16 protein-coding genes are annotated in these 16,059 nt (G+C 69.1%); 6 read left to right on the forward strand and 10 right to left on the reverse strand.

Features of this window, described 5'->3' with window-relative positions; genetic code table 11:
• Positions 1 to 402: 402 nt before the first annotated feature.
• Positions 403 to 1,290, reverse strand: coding sequence for a PhzF family phenazine biosynthesis protein (locus ACF06X_RS14700; protein WP_392287613.1), 888 nt, complete (start codon positions 1,288 to 1,290; stop codon positions 403 to 405).
• 335 nt (positions 1,291 to 1,625) lie between these two features.
• Here ACF06X_RS14700 and ACF06X_RS14705 point away from each other — a divergent pair, with 335 nt between their 5' ends.
• Both ACF06X_RS14705 and ACF06X_RS14710 read left to right on the forward strand, forming a co-directional pair.
• Positions 1,626 to 1,949 (forward strand): hypothetical protein, encoded by a 324-nt coding sequence (locus ACF06X_RS14705; protein ID WP_392287614.1) that lies wholly within the window; start codon positions 1,626 to 1,628, stop codon positions 1,947 to 1,949.
• A gap of 7 nt (positions 1,950 to 1,956) precedes the next feature.
• Entirely contained in the window at positions 1,957 to 2,112 is a 156-nt protein-coding gene (locus tag ACF06X_RS14710) for a hypothetical protein (protein WP_392287615.1), read from the forward strand.
• 411 nt (positions 2,113 to 2,523) lie between these two features.
• On the opposite strand, the gene ACF06X_RS14715 is transcribed toward ACF06X_RS14710, so the two are convergent.
• The gene (locus tag ACF06X_RS14715) at positions 2,524 to 2,673 is read right to left on the reverse strand and encodes a hypothetical protein (RefSeq protein ID WP_392287616.1); all 150 of its coding nucleotides are present in this window, start codon (positions 2,671 to 2,673) and stop codon (positions 2,524 to 2,526) included.
• Positions 2,674 to 3,302: 629 nt separating this feature from the next.
• Positions 3,303 to 3,677, reverse strand: a complete 375-nt coding sequence (locus ACF06X_RS14720; protein WP_392287617.1) for a signal peptidase I — start codon at positions 3,675 to 3,677, stop codon at positions 3,303 to 3,305.
• Positions 3,678 to 4,157: 480 nt separating this feature from the next.
• On the opposite strand from ACF06X_RS14720, the gene ACF06X_RS14725 reads away from it, so the two are divergent.
• The gene (locus ACF06X_RS14725) at positions 4,158 to 4,319 is read left to right on the forward strand and encodes a hypothetical protein (protein ID WP_392287618.1); all 162 of its coding nucleotides are present in this window, start codon (positions 4,158 to 4,160) and stop codon (positions 4,317 to 4,319) included.
• Positions 4,320 to 4,579: 260 nt separating this feature from the next.
• Here ACF06X_RS14725 and ACF06X_RS14730 read toward each other — a convergent pair whose 3' ends face one another.
• The 5 genes from ACF06X_RS14730 to ACF06X_RS14750 form a co-directional block, all read right to left on the reverse strand.
• The gene (locus tag ACF06X_RS14730; RefSeq protein ID WP_392287619.1) at positions 4,580 to 6,049 is read right to left on the reverse strand and encodes a cellulose binding domain-containing protein; all 1,470 of its coding nucleotides are present in this window, start codon (positions 6,047 to 6,049) and stop codon (positions 4,580 to 4,582) included.
• A 76-nt stretch (positions 6,050 to 6,125) separates the two neighbouring features.
• On the reverse strand, positions 6,126 to 7,670 hold the full coding sequence (locus ACF06X_RS14735; RefSeq protein ID WP_392287620.1) for a beta-N-acetylhexosaminidase: 1,545 nt from the start codon (positions 7,668 to 7,670) through the stop codon (positions 6,126 to 6,128).
• Between the two features lie 9 nt (positions 7,671 to 7,679).
• A complete protein-coding gene (locus ACF06X_RS14740) occupies positions 7,680 to 8,513 on the reverse strand; it encodes a carbohydrate ABC transporter permease (RefSeq protein ID WP_392287621.1) in 834 nt (277 codons plus the stop codon).
• Positions 8,510 to 9,409, reverse strand: a complete 900-nt coding sequence (locus ACF06X_RS14745) for a carbohydrate ABC transporter permease (RefSeq protein ID WP_392287622.1) — start codon at positions 9,407 to 9,409, stop codon at positions 8,510 to 8,512. Before ACF06X_RS14745 ends, ACF06X_RS14740 begins: the two co-directional genes overlap by 4 nt.
• 102 nt (positions 9,410 to 9,511) lie before the next feature.
• Positions 9,512 to 10,771 (reverse strand): extracellular solute-binding protein, encoded by a 1,260-nt coding sequence (locus tag ACF06X_RS14750; RefSeq protein ID WP_392287623.1) that lies wholly within the window; start codon positions 10,769 to 10,771, stop codon positions 9,512 to 9,514.
• A 174-nt stretch (positions 10,772 to 10,945) separates the two neighbouring features.
• Here ACF06X_RS14750 and ACF06X_RS14755 point away from each other — a divergent pair, with 174 nt between their 5' ends.
• Both ACF06X_RS14755 and ACF06X_RS14760 read left to right on the forward strand, forming a co-directional pair.
• Positions 10,946 to 11,713, forward strand: coding sequence for a GntR family transcriptional regulator (locus ACF06X_RS14755; RefSeq protein WP_392287624.1), 768 nt, complete (start codon positions 10,946 to 10,948; stop codon positions 11,711 to 11,713).
• A gap of 33 nt (positions 11,714 to 11,746) precedes the next feature.
• Complete coding sequence (locus tag ACF06X_RS14760; RefSeq protein ID WP_392287625.1) at positions 11,747 to 12,511, forward strand: GntR family transcriptional regulator; 765 nt, start codon at positions 11,747 to 11,749, stop codon at positions 12,509 to 12,511.
• A 954-nt stretch (positions 12,512 to 13,465) separates the two neighbouring features.
• Here ACF06X_RS14760 and ACF06X_RS14765 read toward each other — a convergent pair.
• Together ACF06X_RS14765 and leuE are read right to left on the reverse strand one after the other, a co-directional pair.
• Positions 13,466 to 13,741, reverse strand: a complete 276-nt coding sequence (locus ACF06X_RS14765) for a hypothetical protein (RefSeq protein ID WP_392287626.1) — start codon at positions 13,739 to 13,741, stop codon at positions 13,466 to 13,468.
• A 562-nt stretch (positions 13,742 to 14,303) separates the two neighbouring features.
• Positions 14,304 to 14,960, reverse strand: coding sequence for a leucine efflux protein LeuE (gene leuE / locus ACF06X_RS14770; protein ID WP_392287627.1), 657 nt, complete (start codon positions 14,958 to 14,960; stop codon positions 14,304 to 14,306).
• A gap of 304 nt (positions 14,961 to 15,264) precedes the next feature.
• Here leuE and ACF06X_RS14775 point away from each other — a divergent pair, with 304 nt between their 5' ends.
• Positions 15,265 to 15,963 (forward strand): CPBP family intramembrane glutamic endopeptidase, encoded by a 699-nt coding sequence (locus tag ACF06X_RS14775; protein WP_392287628.1) that lies wholly within the window; start codon positions 15,265 to 15,267, stop codon positions 15,961 to 15,963.
• Positions 15,964 to 16,059 lie beyond the last annotated feature (96 nt).

Raw genomic sequence — 16,059 nt, forward strand, 5'->3', positions numbered from 1 at the left:
GGTGACTGGGTCAACGATGGCACCCTCGGCTCAGATTCAGCACGCGGCGATGGCGCCATGCCCGGCTTGTTGGGGCATGGACCGAGCACGGTCACGCAGTTCTGTCACTCGAGCCCTAGCTGTACGCGGGAACGGAACGGGCATCACTCCGCTGAATCCCATCTGATCGCAGGAACCGTCCGCACTTCGAGGCCGCGCCGGCCGTCGCCGGCGAGTCAATCGACACCCGCACCGCCCACCAGCCACCGCCTCACCCAGAACCTGTCCGCACTCGACATCATCCGGATCGGGTAGCCACCCGTGACAACGCCTCGTCCCCGGCTCGTAGCCGCTGGGGACGAAGCGCTTGCACTCTGAGGCCGGTAGTCGGCCGACTTAACCGGTCAGAGCCTTTCGTCCGGATCAGGCCGGGATGCGGGTCCCCGCCCCGCCAACCCTGATCCGCCGGTCGTCCGCCCGCAGCTCCACCGTCAGGACGCCGGGGCGACCCATGTCCTCCCCCTGGTGGAGGGTGAGAACCGATGCCTCGGGCACGACTCCGAGCTCACGGGCGTACGCACCGAAGGCCGCGGCCGCAGCCCCCGTCGCCGGGTCCTCCACCACACCGCCCACCGGGAACGGATCGCGTACGTGGAAGACATCCGCAGAAGCCCGCCACACCAACTGCACCGTCGTCAGGTCGAGCCGGTGCATCAGGGCTTCCAGACGGGCGAAGTCGTACGCCAGGTGGGCCAGGCGCTCCCGGGTCGCGGCGGCCAGGACCAGATGGCGGGCGCCCGCAAAGGCGATGCGGGGAGGCAGGGCGGGATCCAGGTCGCCGGCCGGCCAATCCAACGCGGTGAGCGCCTCCGCCACATCCTCGGCCGAGACCTCCTCGATGTGCGGCTCGACGCTCGTGAGCGTGGCCCGCAGCGTCCCACCCTCGCGCGTCACGGTGACGGGCACGGTCCCGGCCCGCGTGGAGAACACCAGGTCACCGGGGCCGATCCGCTCTCCGAGGGCCACGGCCGTCGCGACGGTGGCGTGACCGCAGAAGGGCACCTCAGCCTTGGGACTGAAGTAGCGGATGGTGTACGCGCGCCCCGCATCCGACGCGCCGGCCCCGGCCCCCTCGGACGACGCCGTCAGGAACGCGCTCTCGCTGTAGCCGACTTCGGCGGCGATCGCCAGCATCTCCTCGTCGCCGAGGCCCGTGGCGTCGAGAACGATTCCGGCAGGATTGCCTCCCTCCGGATCCTCGGAGAAGGCGGTGTAACGCAGGACCTCGGGGGTTTTCCGCACGGAGCTCATGCAGGGCCAACGGCGCCGAGCCCCGATGTGGTTCCCGACTGCAGGAACCGTAGGTCACGCATCTGCGGCAGTGGGTGCCGACCTTTGAGCAGGAATGGGCGACGGCGCAGGAGGAGTCCCGCCGGACGTTTCCCTCGCCGGGCCATACGAGGTAGTCCACGTCTGGCATGCCCGCGCCGCCTCCGCCCTGGCGCCCGCCGCCCGTCACCTAGCACACGCGCCGCTCCCTCTTCCGCGTGAGCTCCCGCCAGCGGGTTCCGAGCTGTTGCGGAGAAGCGCCTCCCATGGGTAACGGCCGCCCGTAGGGTCGGAGCAGTCGATGGGAGGAAGCACAGATGAGCTATGACTTCGACGAACTGGGCCGCGTCGGCAGCGTGCTGAACGAAGCTCTCACTCTGCTCGAAAACGAGCAGAAGCGCTTGGAGCAGCAGTACCGAGGACAGGCAACCGGCGCAGCCCAGAGCGCCGGCAGCCCCGCGCAGACGCTGCACGGGATCTCTGATCTGGTCAATGGCGTGCGCGAAAGGATCGAGTCCATCGCGCTCTGCGTCGGATACGCCTCCCTCGGCCTTATGGGGCCGGCCGACCGCGGAGCAGGCGCACCGCCAGCCGTTCTGTGTGCCCTCGGGGGCCGACCGTATGGCGCGCCCGCTCGGTGAGGACACGGTGCGTGCGCTCCACATGGTCCGCGAACTCAACGGCTTCTTCGACGGTGACATCGGCCCCAAGATCGACGAGGCCCTCGCCGCCCCGCAGGCGACGTACCCGCCGACCGACTGGGATGCATACCACAGAGAGCAGAAACTGAAGACGTCGGCGTAGAACAGAGCGTCCGCTGGAGCCCGGCCGAAGGCGGTGAGGTCGCAAGCCTCATAACCCGTTTCCGCGGGTACTTGGGAAGGCACAGGACCCTCGATCGACTGCCGCAACCCTGCCGGCCTGAGGAGTATGAGCAGCGACAGGAAGAGGGCCCAGCTTCGGCTGGCACCCGACGTTCTGGCCGCCGGCAAGAACGCCGCCGCCCGCGGCATGGATTTCAACAGGTACGTCGAACGCCGCATCGCCGAAAGCACCACCCGTGCCCGCACGGCTCGCGTGGCCGCTGCCCAGCGCCTCATCGACACCCACGGCGACTTCCCCGCTGCCTTGGAAGACGAGCTCGACACACAGGAAGCCCCCGGCGACGCAGAACCGGGGCGCCGCTACGTGAGCATGGCCATGTACGTCGGCCTGTCACGGGTCCTGGAAGTCGCCGAACGTGCCGGCGTGCATGATCCCGCACCCGATGATCTTGGCGTTCCGCTCGCCGCAGTAACCCGCGCAGAGCTTCTCGAGCAGCCCCTGCGCGGCGGCCCCTACGCCCGCGCCGCCGCCCTCGTGCACACCCTGGCCCGCTGCCGCGATCCCACCGCACTGTCGCCTGCGCCGCCGTTGGCATCCCCGCCGACCCCACCCGCGACCAGCCCACTGTTCTCGCTACGGAGCGGCGACACTGAGCCGTATCCGGCACGCGGCTCCGCGCGCTTCGGCTCTTGCAGCCCAGTGGTGTCCTTCCGTGACCAGCTCCGGCGTCGGTCGGTACCGGCAAAAGGCCGCTGCCCCCACCCGGTGACTCTGATCGTCGGCTCCCAGTCGGTCAAGGCCACGTCCACCGTCGACAGGAACAGCCGCGGTTGCGACCCCGTGATAAGCATCAACGGCCGCAAACGACATATCGCGGTCGACATGCTCGGCCTGCCCAGGATGATCACGGTGACGCCCGCCGACATCAGGACCGCGATGCCGCCCGGAACATCTTGGCGCGTGTGCCTCACCAACCGCAGATCACCCAGCACGCGACTACGAGCGGCTGGCCCCAGCACTCCTAACCCACTTCAACTGGGCACTCATCACCCTCATGGCCAGAAGGCTGACTCGCAGTCTCCGACCCGTGGTTGGAACCGGAAGCCTGCGGGCTACCCGGGACGAGTCCAGTCGAGAGCTTCCCTCAACCGGGCACAGTCCCGCTCTACCTACGCTCGTTCGTGCGGTACCGCGTATCCAGGGACGGAAGGCCATCGCACGGTCAGCACCACCGACTCTTCCTCCGCGACCCAAGAGTGGTCTACTCCGCGGCCCCAGACGACGTAATCGCCTTGCTGCTCCAGCAGAACGCTACGGCCAGGGAACTCGAGACGGAAGCGACCGCTGATGAGAACCAGGAGAGCCGTACGTTCCTCGCCCCGCACCCACTGCGCTCGCTCGTCGCCACGTGGGTGTACGCCCCACTTGATCTCTACGGCGTCACTCCGGCGAGGATCACCGTGCTCCTTGAAATGCCCGAGCAGCCATCCGCGATCCAGTGCCGCATCCTTGCCCGCATTACCCACGTAAACGCTGTCGTCCATGCGCCTGAACGCTAACAGTCGCCACCAGTGAACCAGGGCCCCAACTCGGCCAGGTAACGGCAGGTGGCGTTCGGCTACGACGACATCTGCGTCACACGTTCTCCGTCGGGGTTCTGACGGGTTGAAACCGACGAGTTCGCCGAATCTTGACCGCAGCCGGGTGACTCGGCCGAGGAGCAAGCCCACGGTCCCGGGGTCGGGGAGCGACGCAGTCCCCCCTCCGACGGGCCGACGGAGGACTGCTGGTGACACGACGACCGCCTGCCGGCTCACCGGCGACGTGCTCACACGGTGCTCCGACGCCGGGCGAACGGCGACCCCGTAAAACAGGTCCGACCCGACCTGACCGCCCCCACCGGCCACTGCACGGAGCGGGCAGGACTCGGAGGATCCGAGCTCGACCACCTACGTCACCGTGTTCGCGGATCCGGTGCACCGGAGTGGCGCATGAGCGCCGGGACGGAGAGAACCCTTCGCGTCGTGATCCACGGAGACGAGGACGACCAGAGCCCCGTTTCCGTTCTGCGCGGGGCGGCCGCGGCGATCTCCGGGAGGCAGGAGCAGCGGGTTGTCGATGTGACGTTCGAGTACGACGTCATGAACCTTCGCTGGAAGGGGTCCCTGTACTTCACCGAAGGATGAGTGACCGGTAGGGACCAGAAGGGCCGGGCGGCCGAGTGCCGCCCGGCCCTTCCGTGTCGGTGGAGTCCGGCGCTGCGCGCCAGGGCGAGCCCTACGCCTGTGCCCGGTGTGACTCACGCGAAGGCCAGCCCACGGGTTGTCGGCGTTCTCGACGGCGGGGCATCCCGTCGCCCGCAACGGCGCCCCCGTGAAGATCCGGCCCCGGGCGGCGACGCTCGTCGTGCCCCGGGGTCGGATCTTCACCATCGGGATGCGCTCGCCTACTGCGCGGCCGGTACGGAGTCCTCGAAGGCCGTGCCCGCTGACCGGTACGCCCCCACCTTGGCTGCCACCTGCGCCGGGGTGAGGACCTGGTCCTTGACGTGCAGGACGTAGTCGACCTTCTGGTCGTACGCGCGCGGCGTCGTCGAGGGCTGGCCGGCGAGGTCGATCAGCCACTGGTTGAAGTTGATGGACATGGGGCGTTCGGGGAGGTAGCGCGCGTCGTGACGGCCGAACTCCTGGCCGTCGACGTAGTAGACGATCGCGTTGTCGTCGATGGTCAGCACCAGGTCGTGCCAGCCGGCGTAGCTCGCCCGGACCTCGGAGTGCTGGTTGACGGCCTCCCACGGGTCGGGCCGGTAGGTCTCCCACGACGTGGCGTAGAGGATGTTGCCGGGCTCACCCCAGCCTCCGTTGGGAAGGTACTCGAAGTCGTACTCGGCGTAGTCGTCGGCCATCGGTGCCTTGAGGTCGTTGATGGTGAAGAACGTCTGGACGATGCGGTCGCCGTCCGGGCCGGACAGCGGCGCGTCCGAGAACCGCACGCGCGCCGCGTAGGTGCCGTTCTTGAACTTCGTCGCGCGCGTGAGGATCTCGGTGTGCCGGGTGGACTCGCCCGTGCCGGCGGTCGAGGTCCGCAGGTTCATGATCGAGTTCGTGCCCTCCTTCGCGAAGGTGACGTTCTCGGGAGCCCAGGTGGCGCCGGGCACCCCGGGCCCGCCGGAGTTGGAGCGCACGCTCCAGCCATGGCTGGAGATCGCGGGGTCGGTGTGGCCGGTGTAGTTGAAGTCGTCGAAGAGCGCGGCCCCTGTGGTCGGCGGGGTGGTCGGGTCGGTCGGCGTCGGAGTCGGCGTCGGTTGGTTGCCAGCGGGAGCGGTACCCCAGACCGTCACGCCGCTCACCGTCGCCGTGACCTTGGACCAGTTGGCGTACGTCGTCTGGCTCGGACCGAAGGAGTAGTCGTCGTTCTGGTTGAGCGGCTGCCAGTTGGAGCGGTGGAAGCGAAGCTGCATGTCACCCGTGTCCGCGCCGGGCGCGAGGGAGCCCGCGCCGGCGGTGAAGCCGATCTCGAGATAGCGGTCGGCGGTCGGGGTGGGACTGGCCAGGGTGCCGAAGGTGCCGGTGAGATTCGCGCAGCCCTTCACGGCCCACGAGCAGGCGTAGGTGTACGACGCTCCCGCATCGGCCTTGAAGTAGTAGCGCACCTTGACCTGGTTCAACGGGACGCTCGACGTTCCGGTGTTGACCACCTTGAGCCACGGCTCGACCTGGTCGCTGCCGGTGGCGCTCTGCCGGTACTGGACGGTGACGGCCTCACCGGCCGCCGCCGCGGGAAGCGCGGTGAGCGCGCTGAGCGCGGTGGCTCCGAGCCCGGTCACCGCGGCGACGGCGAGCGCGGTACGGATCCGCAGGTTCCTGTTCCTGTTCTTGTTCCTGTTCTTGTTCCTGTTCCTGATCGGGTCGCTCATGGGGATTCCTCTCCTTGATCGGGGTGGTACGGGAGTGAGGGCTGGTACGGGGAGTTCCTGGCCGGCCACGCGCGCGTCACGGGAACGTGGGCCAGGCGGAGGCGGAGGCGGAGGCGGCGGAGGCGGGCGTGAGGAGGGGCACGGTGGTCGCGGCAAGACGGCGCGGCACCCCCAGGGCGTCGAGCCGGGTCCTGTGGTGGCGGAGGCGTTCCTGGAAGCCGGCCCAGTCGTGACGGCCGGTCCAGACGACCTCCGCGAGGGCGCAGAGCCGGGGGAAGGCGAGGTACTCGGCGTGCGCGGCGGTGGGGACGTACTCGGTCCACAACTGGGCCTGCGCGCCGAGGACCTTGGACGACTCCTCCGTACTCCACTCCGTCGGCGCCAGGTCGGTGGCGTGGACGGCGCGCAGGTCGACGATCCCCCCTCCCTGGCCGGGCGGCTCCCCGGGCCCCGCGGACTGCGGGTAGTCGAGGTAGGTGGTGCGGTGGGGTGTCATGACGACCTGGTGTCCGCGGCGGGCGGCCGTGCGGCCGTGGTCGGCGTCGCGCCACGGCATGACGGTGAAGTACGGCGGGAGGTCGGCGCCGCTCTCGGTCCAGCCGACCGGCCGGCGGCCGGCGTCGAGAAGGTGGCGACCGATCCGTTCCATGAACCAGCCGTGCAGGGCGTGGGGACCGGCCAGTCCCTCATCGGCGGCCCGGCGACGCGCGTCGGGGGAGGCGTGCCACTCGGTGGTGGGGCACTCCTCGCCGCCGACGTGGATGTACGGGGAGGGGAAGACGTCCGTCACCTCGTCCAGGACGGTACGGCAGAAGTCGAGGGCTTCGTCGTGGACACCGAGGACGGTGTCGCACACGCCCCATCGGTCCCAGACGTCGTACGTGCGGCCCGGCTGATTGCCGAGCTCGGGATAGGCGGCGAGGGCGGCGCGGACATGGCCGGGCATCTCGATCTCGGGCACGACGGTGACACCGCGCTCCGCCGCGTAGGCGACCAGACCGGCGAGTTCGGCACGGGTGTAGGCGCCGCCGTGCGGCAGCCCGCCGACCTCGGTGAGCCGGGGGAGTGCGGCGACCGGCATGCGCCAGCCCTGGTCGTCGGTGAGGTGGAGGTGGAGGACGTTGAGTTTGTGGAGGGCGAGGAGGTCGACGTAGCGCCGCAGGAAGGACACGGGGCGGAAGTGGCGCGCGACGTCGAGCATGGAGCCGCGCCAGGGGAAGCGGGGTGTGTCGGTGATCTGCGCGCAGTGGACCGACCACTCGATCGCGCCGGCGGGTTCCGCTCGGAGGACCTCGACGGGCAGGAGCTGACGGAGCGTCTGGATTCCGGCGAGGAGGCCCTGAGTGCGGGCCGCTCGCAGCAGCACCCCTTCCGCGCCGATGGTGAGACCGTAGCCCTCCTCGCCGAGGCCGGTGAGGGCGCGGTCGAGGGCCAGGACGACGGAGCCGTCCGGACGCGCGGGGAGCGGCAGACCGGTGGCCGGGCCGAGCAGGGCGCGCAGCAGTCCGGCCGCGGCCTCGGCGCCGGGCGTGACCTTGAGCGCGGTCGTGTCGTCGAAGGTGAACCTGCCGGACAGGAGGGAGAGTTGGGTGGGCTCGGGAACGAGTCGGGGCTGGGGCATCGCGGTGCGTTATCCCTTCACGGCTCCGCCGGTCATTCCGGCGGCGACCCGGCCCTGCAGGACCAGGAAGAGGACGAGGACGGGCAGGGCGAAGAGGGTGGAGGCGGCCATGGTGGCGCCCCAGTCGGTGCCGAAGACGTTGGAGAAGGACGAGAGCCATACGGGCAGGGTGCGGTCGTCCTGGTTCTTGATGATCAGCATGTTGGCGAAGGCGAACTCGTTCCAGGCGGTGATGAAACCGAAGAGCGAGGTGGCCAGCAGACCGGGGGCGAGGAGAGGCAGGGTCACCCGGCGGAAGGCGGCGGCACGCGTACAGCCGTCGACCTGCGCGGCCTCTTCCAGCTCGGCCGGGACGGCGGCCAGGAAGGAGCGGAGGGTGACGATGGTGAAGGGCAGGGTGACCATGAAGTAGATGAGGCTGAGGGTCGCCAGCCGGTCGAGGAGGTCGGCGTCCCGGACGATGACGTACATCGGGATCAACAGCGCCTCCCAGGGCGCGACTTGGGCGATGAAGACCATGAGGACGAAGCCGCGCCGGCCCCGCCATCGCATGCGGGCGACGGCGAACGCGGCGGCGAGCGCCACCACCAGCGCGAGCAGGACGCAGCCGACGGTGACCAGGAGACTGTTGCGCCAGAAGATCCAGAAACCGTCGGCCGCGACGGCGTCGCGGAAGTGCTCCAGAGTGACGGAGACGGGCAGGAACTGGGGCGTCTCGGACTGGATGTCGCGGGTGGGCCGGAAGGCGGTGAGGACCATCCAGTACACCGGGAAGACGGCGAGGAGGAAGACGAGTGCCGCGGCGGTGTTCAGCGGGAGTCGGCGCAGGGCGCGCGGTTTCACCGGTCGGCCTCCTGTCGGAGCATCTGGCGGAAGTAGGCGATCAGCGCGGCGACGAGGATGAGGACGGTGAGAGTGGAGACGGCCGCTCCGAGGTCGTACCGGTGCAGGGACTGTGCGACCCGGTAGGCGTAGACGGGCAGGGTGGTCGTCGCCTCCCTGGGCCCGCCCTTGGTGACCGCCCAGATCTGGGCGAAGCAGCGGAAGACCCAGATGACCTCCAGGCAGAGGACGAGTCCGAAGAGCGGCCGCAGAATCGGCAGCGTGACCGAGCGGAAGATCCGCCAGCCGCCTGCCCCGTCCAGCCGGGCCGACTCGTACAGCTCGGTGGGGACGGTCAGCAGCGCGGAGTGGAGCGTGATGGCGGCGAAGGGAACCGACTGCCAGACCACGAGCAGGACCAGGACGGTGAACGCGGCCGGGCCGTCGGCGAGCCAGGAGTAGCCTTCGAAGGACTCGAACCCGAGCTGTACGAGCACCCAGTTGACCACTCCCAGCCGGGAGGCGAAGAGCCACTGGAAGACGGTCGTGGTGGCGATCACCGGGCTGGCCCACGCGAGGACGAGCCCGCTCGTCACCACGATCCGCATGCGTCGGCCGAGTCGCTGCATCATCAGCGCCACCAGCGTGCCGATCACCGTGATCAGTACGACATTGACCACGGTCCACCAGAAGGTGCGCCGGACGACCTCCCAGAACACGGGGTCGGTCAGGACGGTCCGGTAGTTGCGGAAGCCCACGAAGCCGGCGTCGCCGCGGATGAGTTCGCCGATGCCGTACTGCTGGAACGAGATCAGCAGATTGCGGACGAAGGGGTAGCCGAGGAGGATCATTCCGCCGAGGACGGTGGGGGCCACCAGGAGGTAGGGCCAGAAGGCCGGCCGGTCCGGTCGCGTCATGAGTCGTGCGCCCGTCTCACGTCGTGCGCCCGTCTCACGTCGTGCGCCCGTCTCATGTCGTGCGTCCCGTCTCACGTCCCGTCTCATGTCGCGCGTCCCGTCTCACGAGCCGAGGGTCTTGGTGATGCTCCGGGAGGCGTTCGCGGCCGCCCGCGCGGGATCGGTGCCGGTGAGCACGGCTGTCATGTACTGCTTGATCGGGTTGGTGGCCTCGACGGCCGCCCACTGCGGGGAGTTGGGGGTGGCCCGGCCCTGCGCGGCGCCCGCCGCCATGGCGGCGGTGCCCTCGTCGTTCTGGATGACGCCCGCGAGGGACGTCCGGTTGGGGACGTAGGCCATGGTTCTGGCCATGTCCGTCTGCCACTTGTCACCCGCCAGCGCCTTGACGACCTCGTAGGCGGCCTCGGGGTGGGACGAGGCCGCCGGCACGATGAGGTCGGAGCCGCCGGTGAAGACCGCGCCGGGCTTCTTCGCCGTCTTGCCCGGGATCGGGAAGAAGCCGAGCTTGCCCTTCAGGGCCGGGTTGAGCTCCTCGACGATTCTCGCGCCGCCGGGTACGGCGATGATCTGGGCGACGTCGCCCTTGGCGAAGACCTCGGCCTGCGGGGGCTTGGCCTCGTCGGAGTCCTTGGGCCCCTTGCCGAGGGCCTGCAGCCGCCGGTAGAAGTCCATGCCGGCGAGGGCCTGGGGCGTGTCGAGCGTCCCCTTCCAGGCCGTGCCGTCCTTGACGGCGAGATCCCCGCCCTCCTCCCAGATGAAGCCGGACAGGGCGTACCAGTTCTGGCCGGGAAGGTAGATGCCCTGCGTCTTGCCCCGGTTCAGTTTCGCCGTGACGGCGAGCCACTCCGCCTGTGTCCTCGGCGGCGCCGTGACGCCGGCGCGGGAGAAATGGTCCTTGTGGTAGATCACGACGCGGTTGGCCGCGTACCAGGGGATGCCGTACTGCTTGCCGTCGACCTTCCCGGGCTCCGCGAGCCCGGGAAGCCAGTCGGCGCCGTTCAGCTCGGCGGTTCTGTCGGTGAGGTCCCGAACGCCCCCGCTCGCCGCGTACTGCGCGACCTGGGTGTTCCCGACCTCGATGACGTCCGGGGCGTCCTTGCTGGCGAGAGCGGCCGTGACCTTCTCGCCGATGCCGTCCCACTCCTGGATCTGGATGTCGAGGTCGATGTCCTCGTGCTCCGCCTCGAAGCCGGTGCGGAAGCGGGTGAGGAAGGCGTCGGTGACGCTGTCCTTCATGATCCATACGGTGAGCTTCTCCGGTCCGCCGGAGGCTGCGGGGTCGCCCGAGCCGCTACAGGCCGTGGCGGTGAGAGCGACGGCCGCCGCGAGTGCGACGGGGGCGACGAAGGGACGAGTTCTCACGGGCACCTCGATGAATGGTTGACCAATTGGTCAAGTGGTCAGGTGTGTGACCAGAAGGTGGCACGGCGCGCCTCGGCCGTCAATCCCCGGAAAAACATGAGTCGTTCACCCAGTGACAGGTCAACTGATGCGGGTAGCATCGCACTTACCAGTTGACCAGTCAGGGAGAGTGGCATGAAGGACGGCTCCTCCAGCGGCATGCTGAAGCGGGAGCGGGTACGAGAACACCTGCTGGGCCTCATCGAAGGAGGCGGCCCGGGCGACCCGATCCCGTCCGAGCGCACCCTCTGCGCCACGCTCGGGGTCTCCCGCCCGACGCTGCGCGCCGCCGTCGACGAGCTCGTCGCCACGGGGGCGCTGGTACGGGAGCATGGCCGCGGGATGTTCGTCGCACCCGACAAGATCATCCAGCGACTCGCGCCGGACGACGTCCCTTTCACCGTGCCCCGCGCATCGGGCAGTTGGTCCAGCACCGTCCTGGAGACAGCCAGGATCCGGGCCGGCGCCCGCATCGGCCGCCGGCTTCGCCTCTCACCCGCGGCCGAACTCCTCTACGTCGCACGCCTCCGTCTCGTCGACGGCTCGCCCATGGCCATCGAGCACCTGCACATCCCGGCCGACCTGGTCGGCGCCGCCCTCACCCCGGAGGAGCTCGAGGCGGGCGACCTCTACGACCACCTGCGGGAGCACCACCAGGTCCACGTCCAAGAGGCCACCCAGTCGATCGAACCCACCGTCGTCAGCGAGGACGAGGCCGCACTCCTGGACGTCCCCGTCCTCTCGCCCGCCCTGCTGATCGAACGCCTCACCCTCGACACCGCGGGCCGTCCCGTCGAATACGTCCACTCCGTCTACCGCGGTGACCGTTACCGCATCGTCTCCCGCCTCGACTTCACCCGCGACGGCCTCGTGACGTCCTCGACCGAGGGAGATGCATACTGACCCCAGCCGACGGCGCACCGGGGAGGGGACAGGATGGAGCTCAAGCGGGAGCGCGTCCGCGAGCATCTGCTGACCGTGATCGACAGCCGTCGTCCGGGTGACGCCATCCCCTCCGAACGCACCCTCTGTGCCACCCTCGGCGTCTCCCGTCCGACGCTGCGCGCCGCGGTCGACGAACTCGTCGCCACAGGCCTGCTGGTACGGGAGCACGGTCGCGGCATGTTCGTCGCGCCCGACAAGATCACACAGGAGCTGGTCGCCGAGCATCATGCCGCCGAAGCCCCCCGGAGCCGGGGCAGTTGGACGAGCACGGTGCTCGACCTGCGTATCGTGCACGCCGGCGCCCGGATCGGCCGCCGACTCGCGATCTCCCCGGCGTCCGAGCTGGTCCACGTGACCCGTCTCCGACACGTCGACGGCGCCCCGATCGCCCTGGAACACCTCCACGTCCCGGCCGACCTCGTTCCCGGACTCACCGCGGCCGACATGGAAGGCGGCTTCTACGCCAACCTGCGCCGGCGACGCGGTATCCGACCGGCCCACGCGGTCCAGTCGATCGAGCCGACCGTACTGAACGAGGAAGAGGCCGCCCTCCTGGAAGTGCCGGTCCTGTCACCCGCGCTGCTCTTCGACCGGACCACTTCGGACACGGCCGGCAGGCCGGTCGAGTACGTCCGCTCCCTCTACCGCGGCGACCGTTACCGCATCGTCTCCCGCCTCACCCTCGCCGAGGACCGGGCCGACACCCCGTCGGCGGACATGGAGGGGGGCGGGGCGTGGTGGGGGACGGTCGAGTGACGGCCGGCCGGCGACGCAGTACACGCCGGATCACTGCGTACAGTGCGGCACGGTCGAGGTGCCCCTTTGAGACGTCAACCGGACACCGCCCGCGATCCCCGCGACCGACCGACGACAGGCCCGTGAAGGCAGAAAGAGACAAGGCCGTACGGCACATTGGAACGACACGTCCAATGAACCCTACGGCCCTGTTCACGTTACGGCCCGATGCCTTACGGCCCGACGCCTCGCTGATCGCACACAGCCGACGACGCGCTGGACATCGCCACTGTGACAGTCCTGAGGATCGGTGCGAGTTGGGAAAGCCCCTTCAGTCCTCGGGGTCGCGCAGGCCCACGCAGTCAAAGGCCCAAAACGCCCCCGAGTATACGAAGGTGCCCGTCATCCACGGCTCGTGAGCGGACAACCGGGCGACCTAAAACGCGGCTTCAGGGATACGCAGCGACGGCGAACGGAAACCCACCGCGCCAGCACCCTCGAAGCCGCGCGTGCCGTAGTAGTGCGGCGAACCCTCCAGGAACACTAACGGCACACCCTGGCTGTCGGCCGCATCGAGGGCGTGGGCGATGAACTGCGTACCGATGCCCCGACATGTCGGTAATCGTCAGCGGTCTCTTCCCGGATCACCGGCCACCACTACTGGGAGCGATCCGGGAGGCAGCAGGCGCATCGTGTGACGTCATGGCCGCGAGCGTAGATCGCAGGGTCGGCTCAGCACGAGGCGATTGCGCACCAGGCCGTAAACGGCAAAAGGTTCGGGGAACGGTCACAGTGACCGTTCCCCGAACTCCTCGCTGCTGATGCAGGTGAGATTCCGGAGCAAGGGCCGAAGGTCACTGTTGTGACCCTTGTCGTGACCCTTGGCCGGAATGGCAGTGGTTCGCACTACCGACCTGTCACCAGCCCGCCTTCTGGCGCCCGATCACGGCCGGCGGGACGGTTGAGAAGCGACATTCACAGGACGTCGAACGCGAACTCGTTCTCGTTCGCGCTGGCCTCGGCTCCGTTCGCCGGCAGGACGGGACCGTTGGCGCAGATCTGCTGGCTCTGGCCGCCCGACGACCCCTCGCCGCTGCCGAGGAGGAGCCCCAGCCCCAGATCGGCGACGTTGATGAGGCCGTTGTTCACCGTCCCATGGTGGGCCTCCTGGTGGCAGAGCGCCGGGTCTGCTGCGATACCGCTTCCGTAGGAAGACGCGTTGTCGGCGGAGGCCACGCCCGCCCCGAACATGCTGACGCTCCCGAGAATGGCAGCTACAACAGTGGCCTTGCGAAGGTTACGCATGACATCTCCACTTTCGTCGGACTCGGCACGAGTCGCTCGTGCGTGATATTGCCGAACCAGACGCTATGGCTGAATTGCCCCTTTTGGGAGGCGGCGCGCCGATGTCCGGACGCCAAGCACCGTCGCTCGCGACGCGCCGGGCGGTGGGGCGCTGCTGAGCACGGTGGAGCAGGCCCCGATTTCGTGGGACGGCTGCGCCGGAATCTCGGGTCGGTCCACGTGGTGGTGTTCGCCCGGATGCCCGCACGGCCGACCTCCACCAGCTCCGGCGGCGCAGGTGGTCAGCGAGCCCGAGCGGGGTCCGACCCGGCCATCCACACCGACGAGCGCGGGCAGCTGTCGTTCCGCGCCTGAAGCGTGTCGCGGAACCTTGAGGAAGACCGCGCAGGACGTCACTCCGGAGATCGACAGGCGACGCCGACAGCTACCAGGAAACCGGCCTCGCTTGCCCCGCTGCACCCCAGCCGTCGAACACAACGGCCAGGGCCTGAGGGGCGCCGCGTCACGCTCAGTTGCTCGTTGTGGCCAGCTTGGCCGCGAAACCGAGGAACAACGCCCCTGCTCCCGTCGTGAGGCCCGCTGACAGCTTCCGGCGCCGGCGGAACTGCGTGGCGAGGTACGTACCGCCGAGGATCAACGCGGTTACGTACGCGATGCTGATGACTTGGTAGACGAGTGCGAGCAGCGCGAAAGACAGCCCCGGATACGCGTAACGGGGGTCGACGAACTGGACGAAGAACGAGATGAAGAACAAGATCGCTTTTGGGTTCAGGAGCGTGACCACCAACGAGCGCCGGAACAACTTTCCGCCCGTCGACGGATCAGAGGCGGCCGACGCATTCGTCACGGTCCTCTCATTGCGGCGTCGCCACATCGCCCAGGCCGCTCGGATCATGCCGACCGCGATCCAGGTGAGGTAGCTGGCCCCGGCGTACTTCACCATGGCGAACAACAGCTCGTTGGTCTGCAGCAGCGAAGCGAGGCCGGCAGCCGTCGCCACCACGAGCAGGGTCTCGCCCAGGAACACCCCTGCCGCGGCACGACAGCCGGCCCTGACCCCGAGCCGTGCGGCGACCGACAGCGTGAACAACGAACTCGGCCCAGGAAGCAGAATGATCAGCAGCGCCCCGACGGCATAGGTCAGCAGGTTCTCCACTCCCAGCATTCCGGCGCCCTCCTTTTTTTGAGCCGCCGGGGCCCGGCGGCCGACCGACCTCGCCGACGCGCTCCAGAGCGTACTTGTCGGCCCTGTCGCCGAGGGCCGTGGCACCGGCGCGCAGGTGTCCGGGGCCGCCGTTGAGCTGGTCTGCTTTGACTTCCGCATACCGATCGGTGGGCTTGATCAGTCGAACAGGGTTCCTTCTCCATTCAGACTGAACGGTTACGTTCGGAAAGCGGAAGGCTTCTCGGTAGGGGAGTGGGGCGCGTTACGAGGTCTTCGCCGGGAGCTGTCGGCGATTCTGGGAACCATGGGGATCCTGCTCTCGCTCGTCTCGGTGCTCGCCGCCGTAAACGTGATCATCAATTGGTTGGCCCCCGGCCTCTACGTGCCGCTCTGCGTCATCACGGCGGCCATGCTCCTGCTGATCGCGCGGGTCTCGGGACTCACGGCGGACGATCTGGGGCTCGGCCGGGACTCGGTCCGCCGTGGACTGCGATGGGGTCTGATCCTGGCGGCGGCCGTCGTCACGGTGTATCTGGCGGGGCTCGCCGTGCCGTTCACCCGGGATGCCTTCCAGGACCAGCGCGCCGCGGGTCTGACCGCCGGCGAGCTGGTGTACCGCGTCCTGGTCCGCGTGCCGCTGGGCACGGTGCTGCTGGAGGAGATCGCCTTCCGTGGTGTGCTGTGGGCCATGGTGGAACGACGGTGGGGCCACCTCTGGGCGACGACCCTCTCCTCCTTCCTCTTCGGCCTCTGGCACGTCCTGCCGTCACGCGGGTTGACTCGCGCCAACGCGGCGGCCGAGGCCCTCTTCGGCACCGGTCCCGCCGGAGTGGCCCTGTCGGTGGGGGCGGCTGTCGTCGGAACAGCCCTTGCCGGGGTCCTGCTCTGCGAACTGCGCCGCCGATCGCGGAGCCTGATTCCGCCCATGGCACTGCATTGCGCGCTGAACAGCACGGGGTACGTGCTGGCCTGGGCCGCGGGACGCTGGTGGGGTTCCCCGTAGCCCCTCCCGGCCTCCGAGCCACGACACCGGACGGCCCGGCTTGGAGGGTCGCGGCGGGCAGCCGGAGGGCTACGTCCACAGCAGAAGTTCGACGGG

The organism is Streptomyces sp. NPDC015346 (assembly GCF_043078785.1).
Classification (GTDB): Bacteria; Actinomycetota; Actinomycetes; order Streptomycetales; family Streptomycetaceae; genus Streptomyces.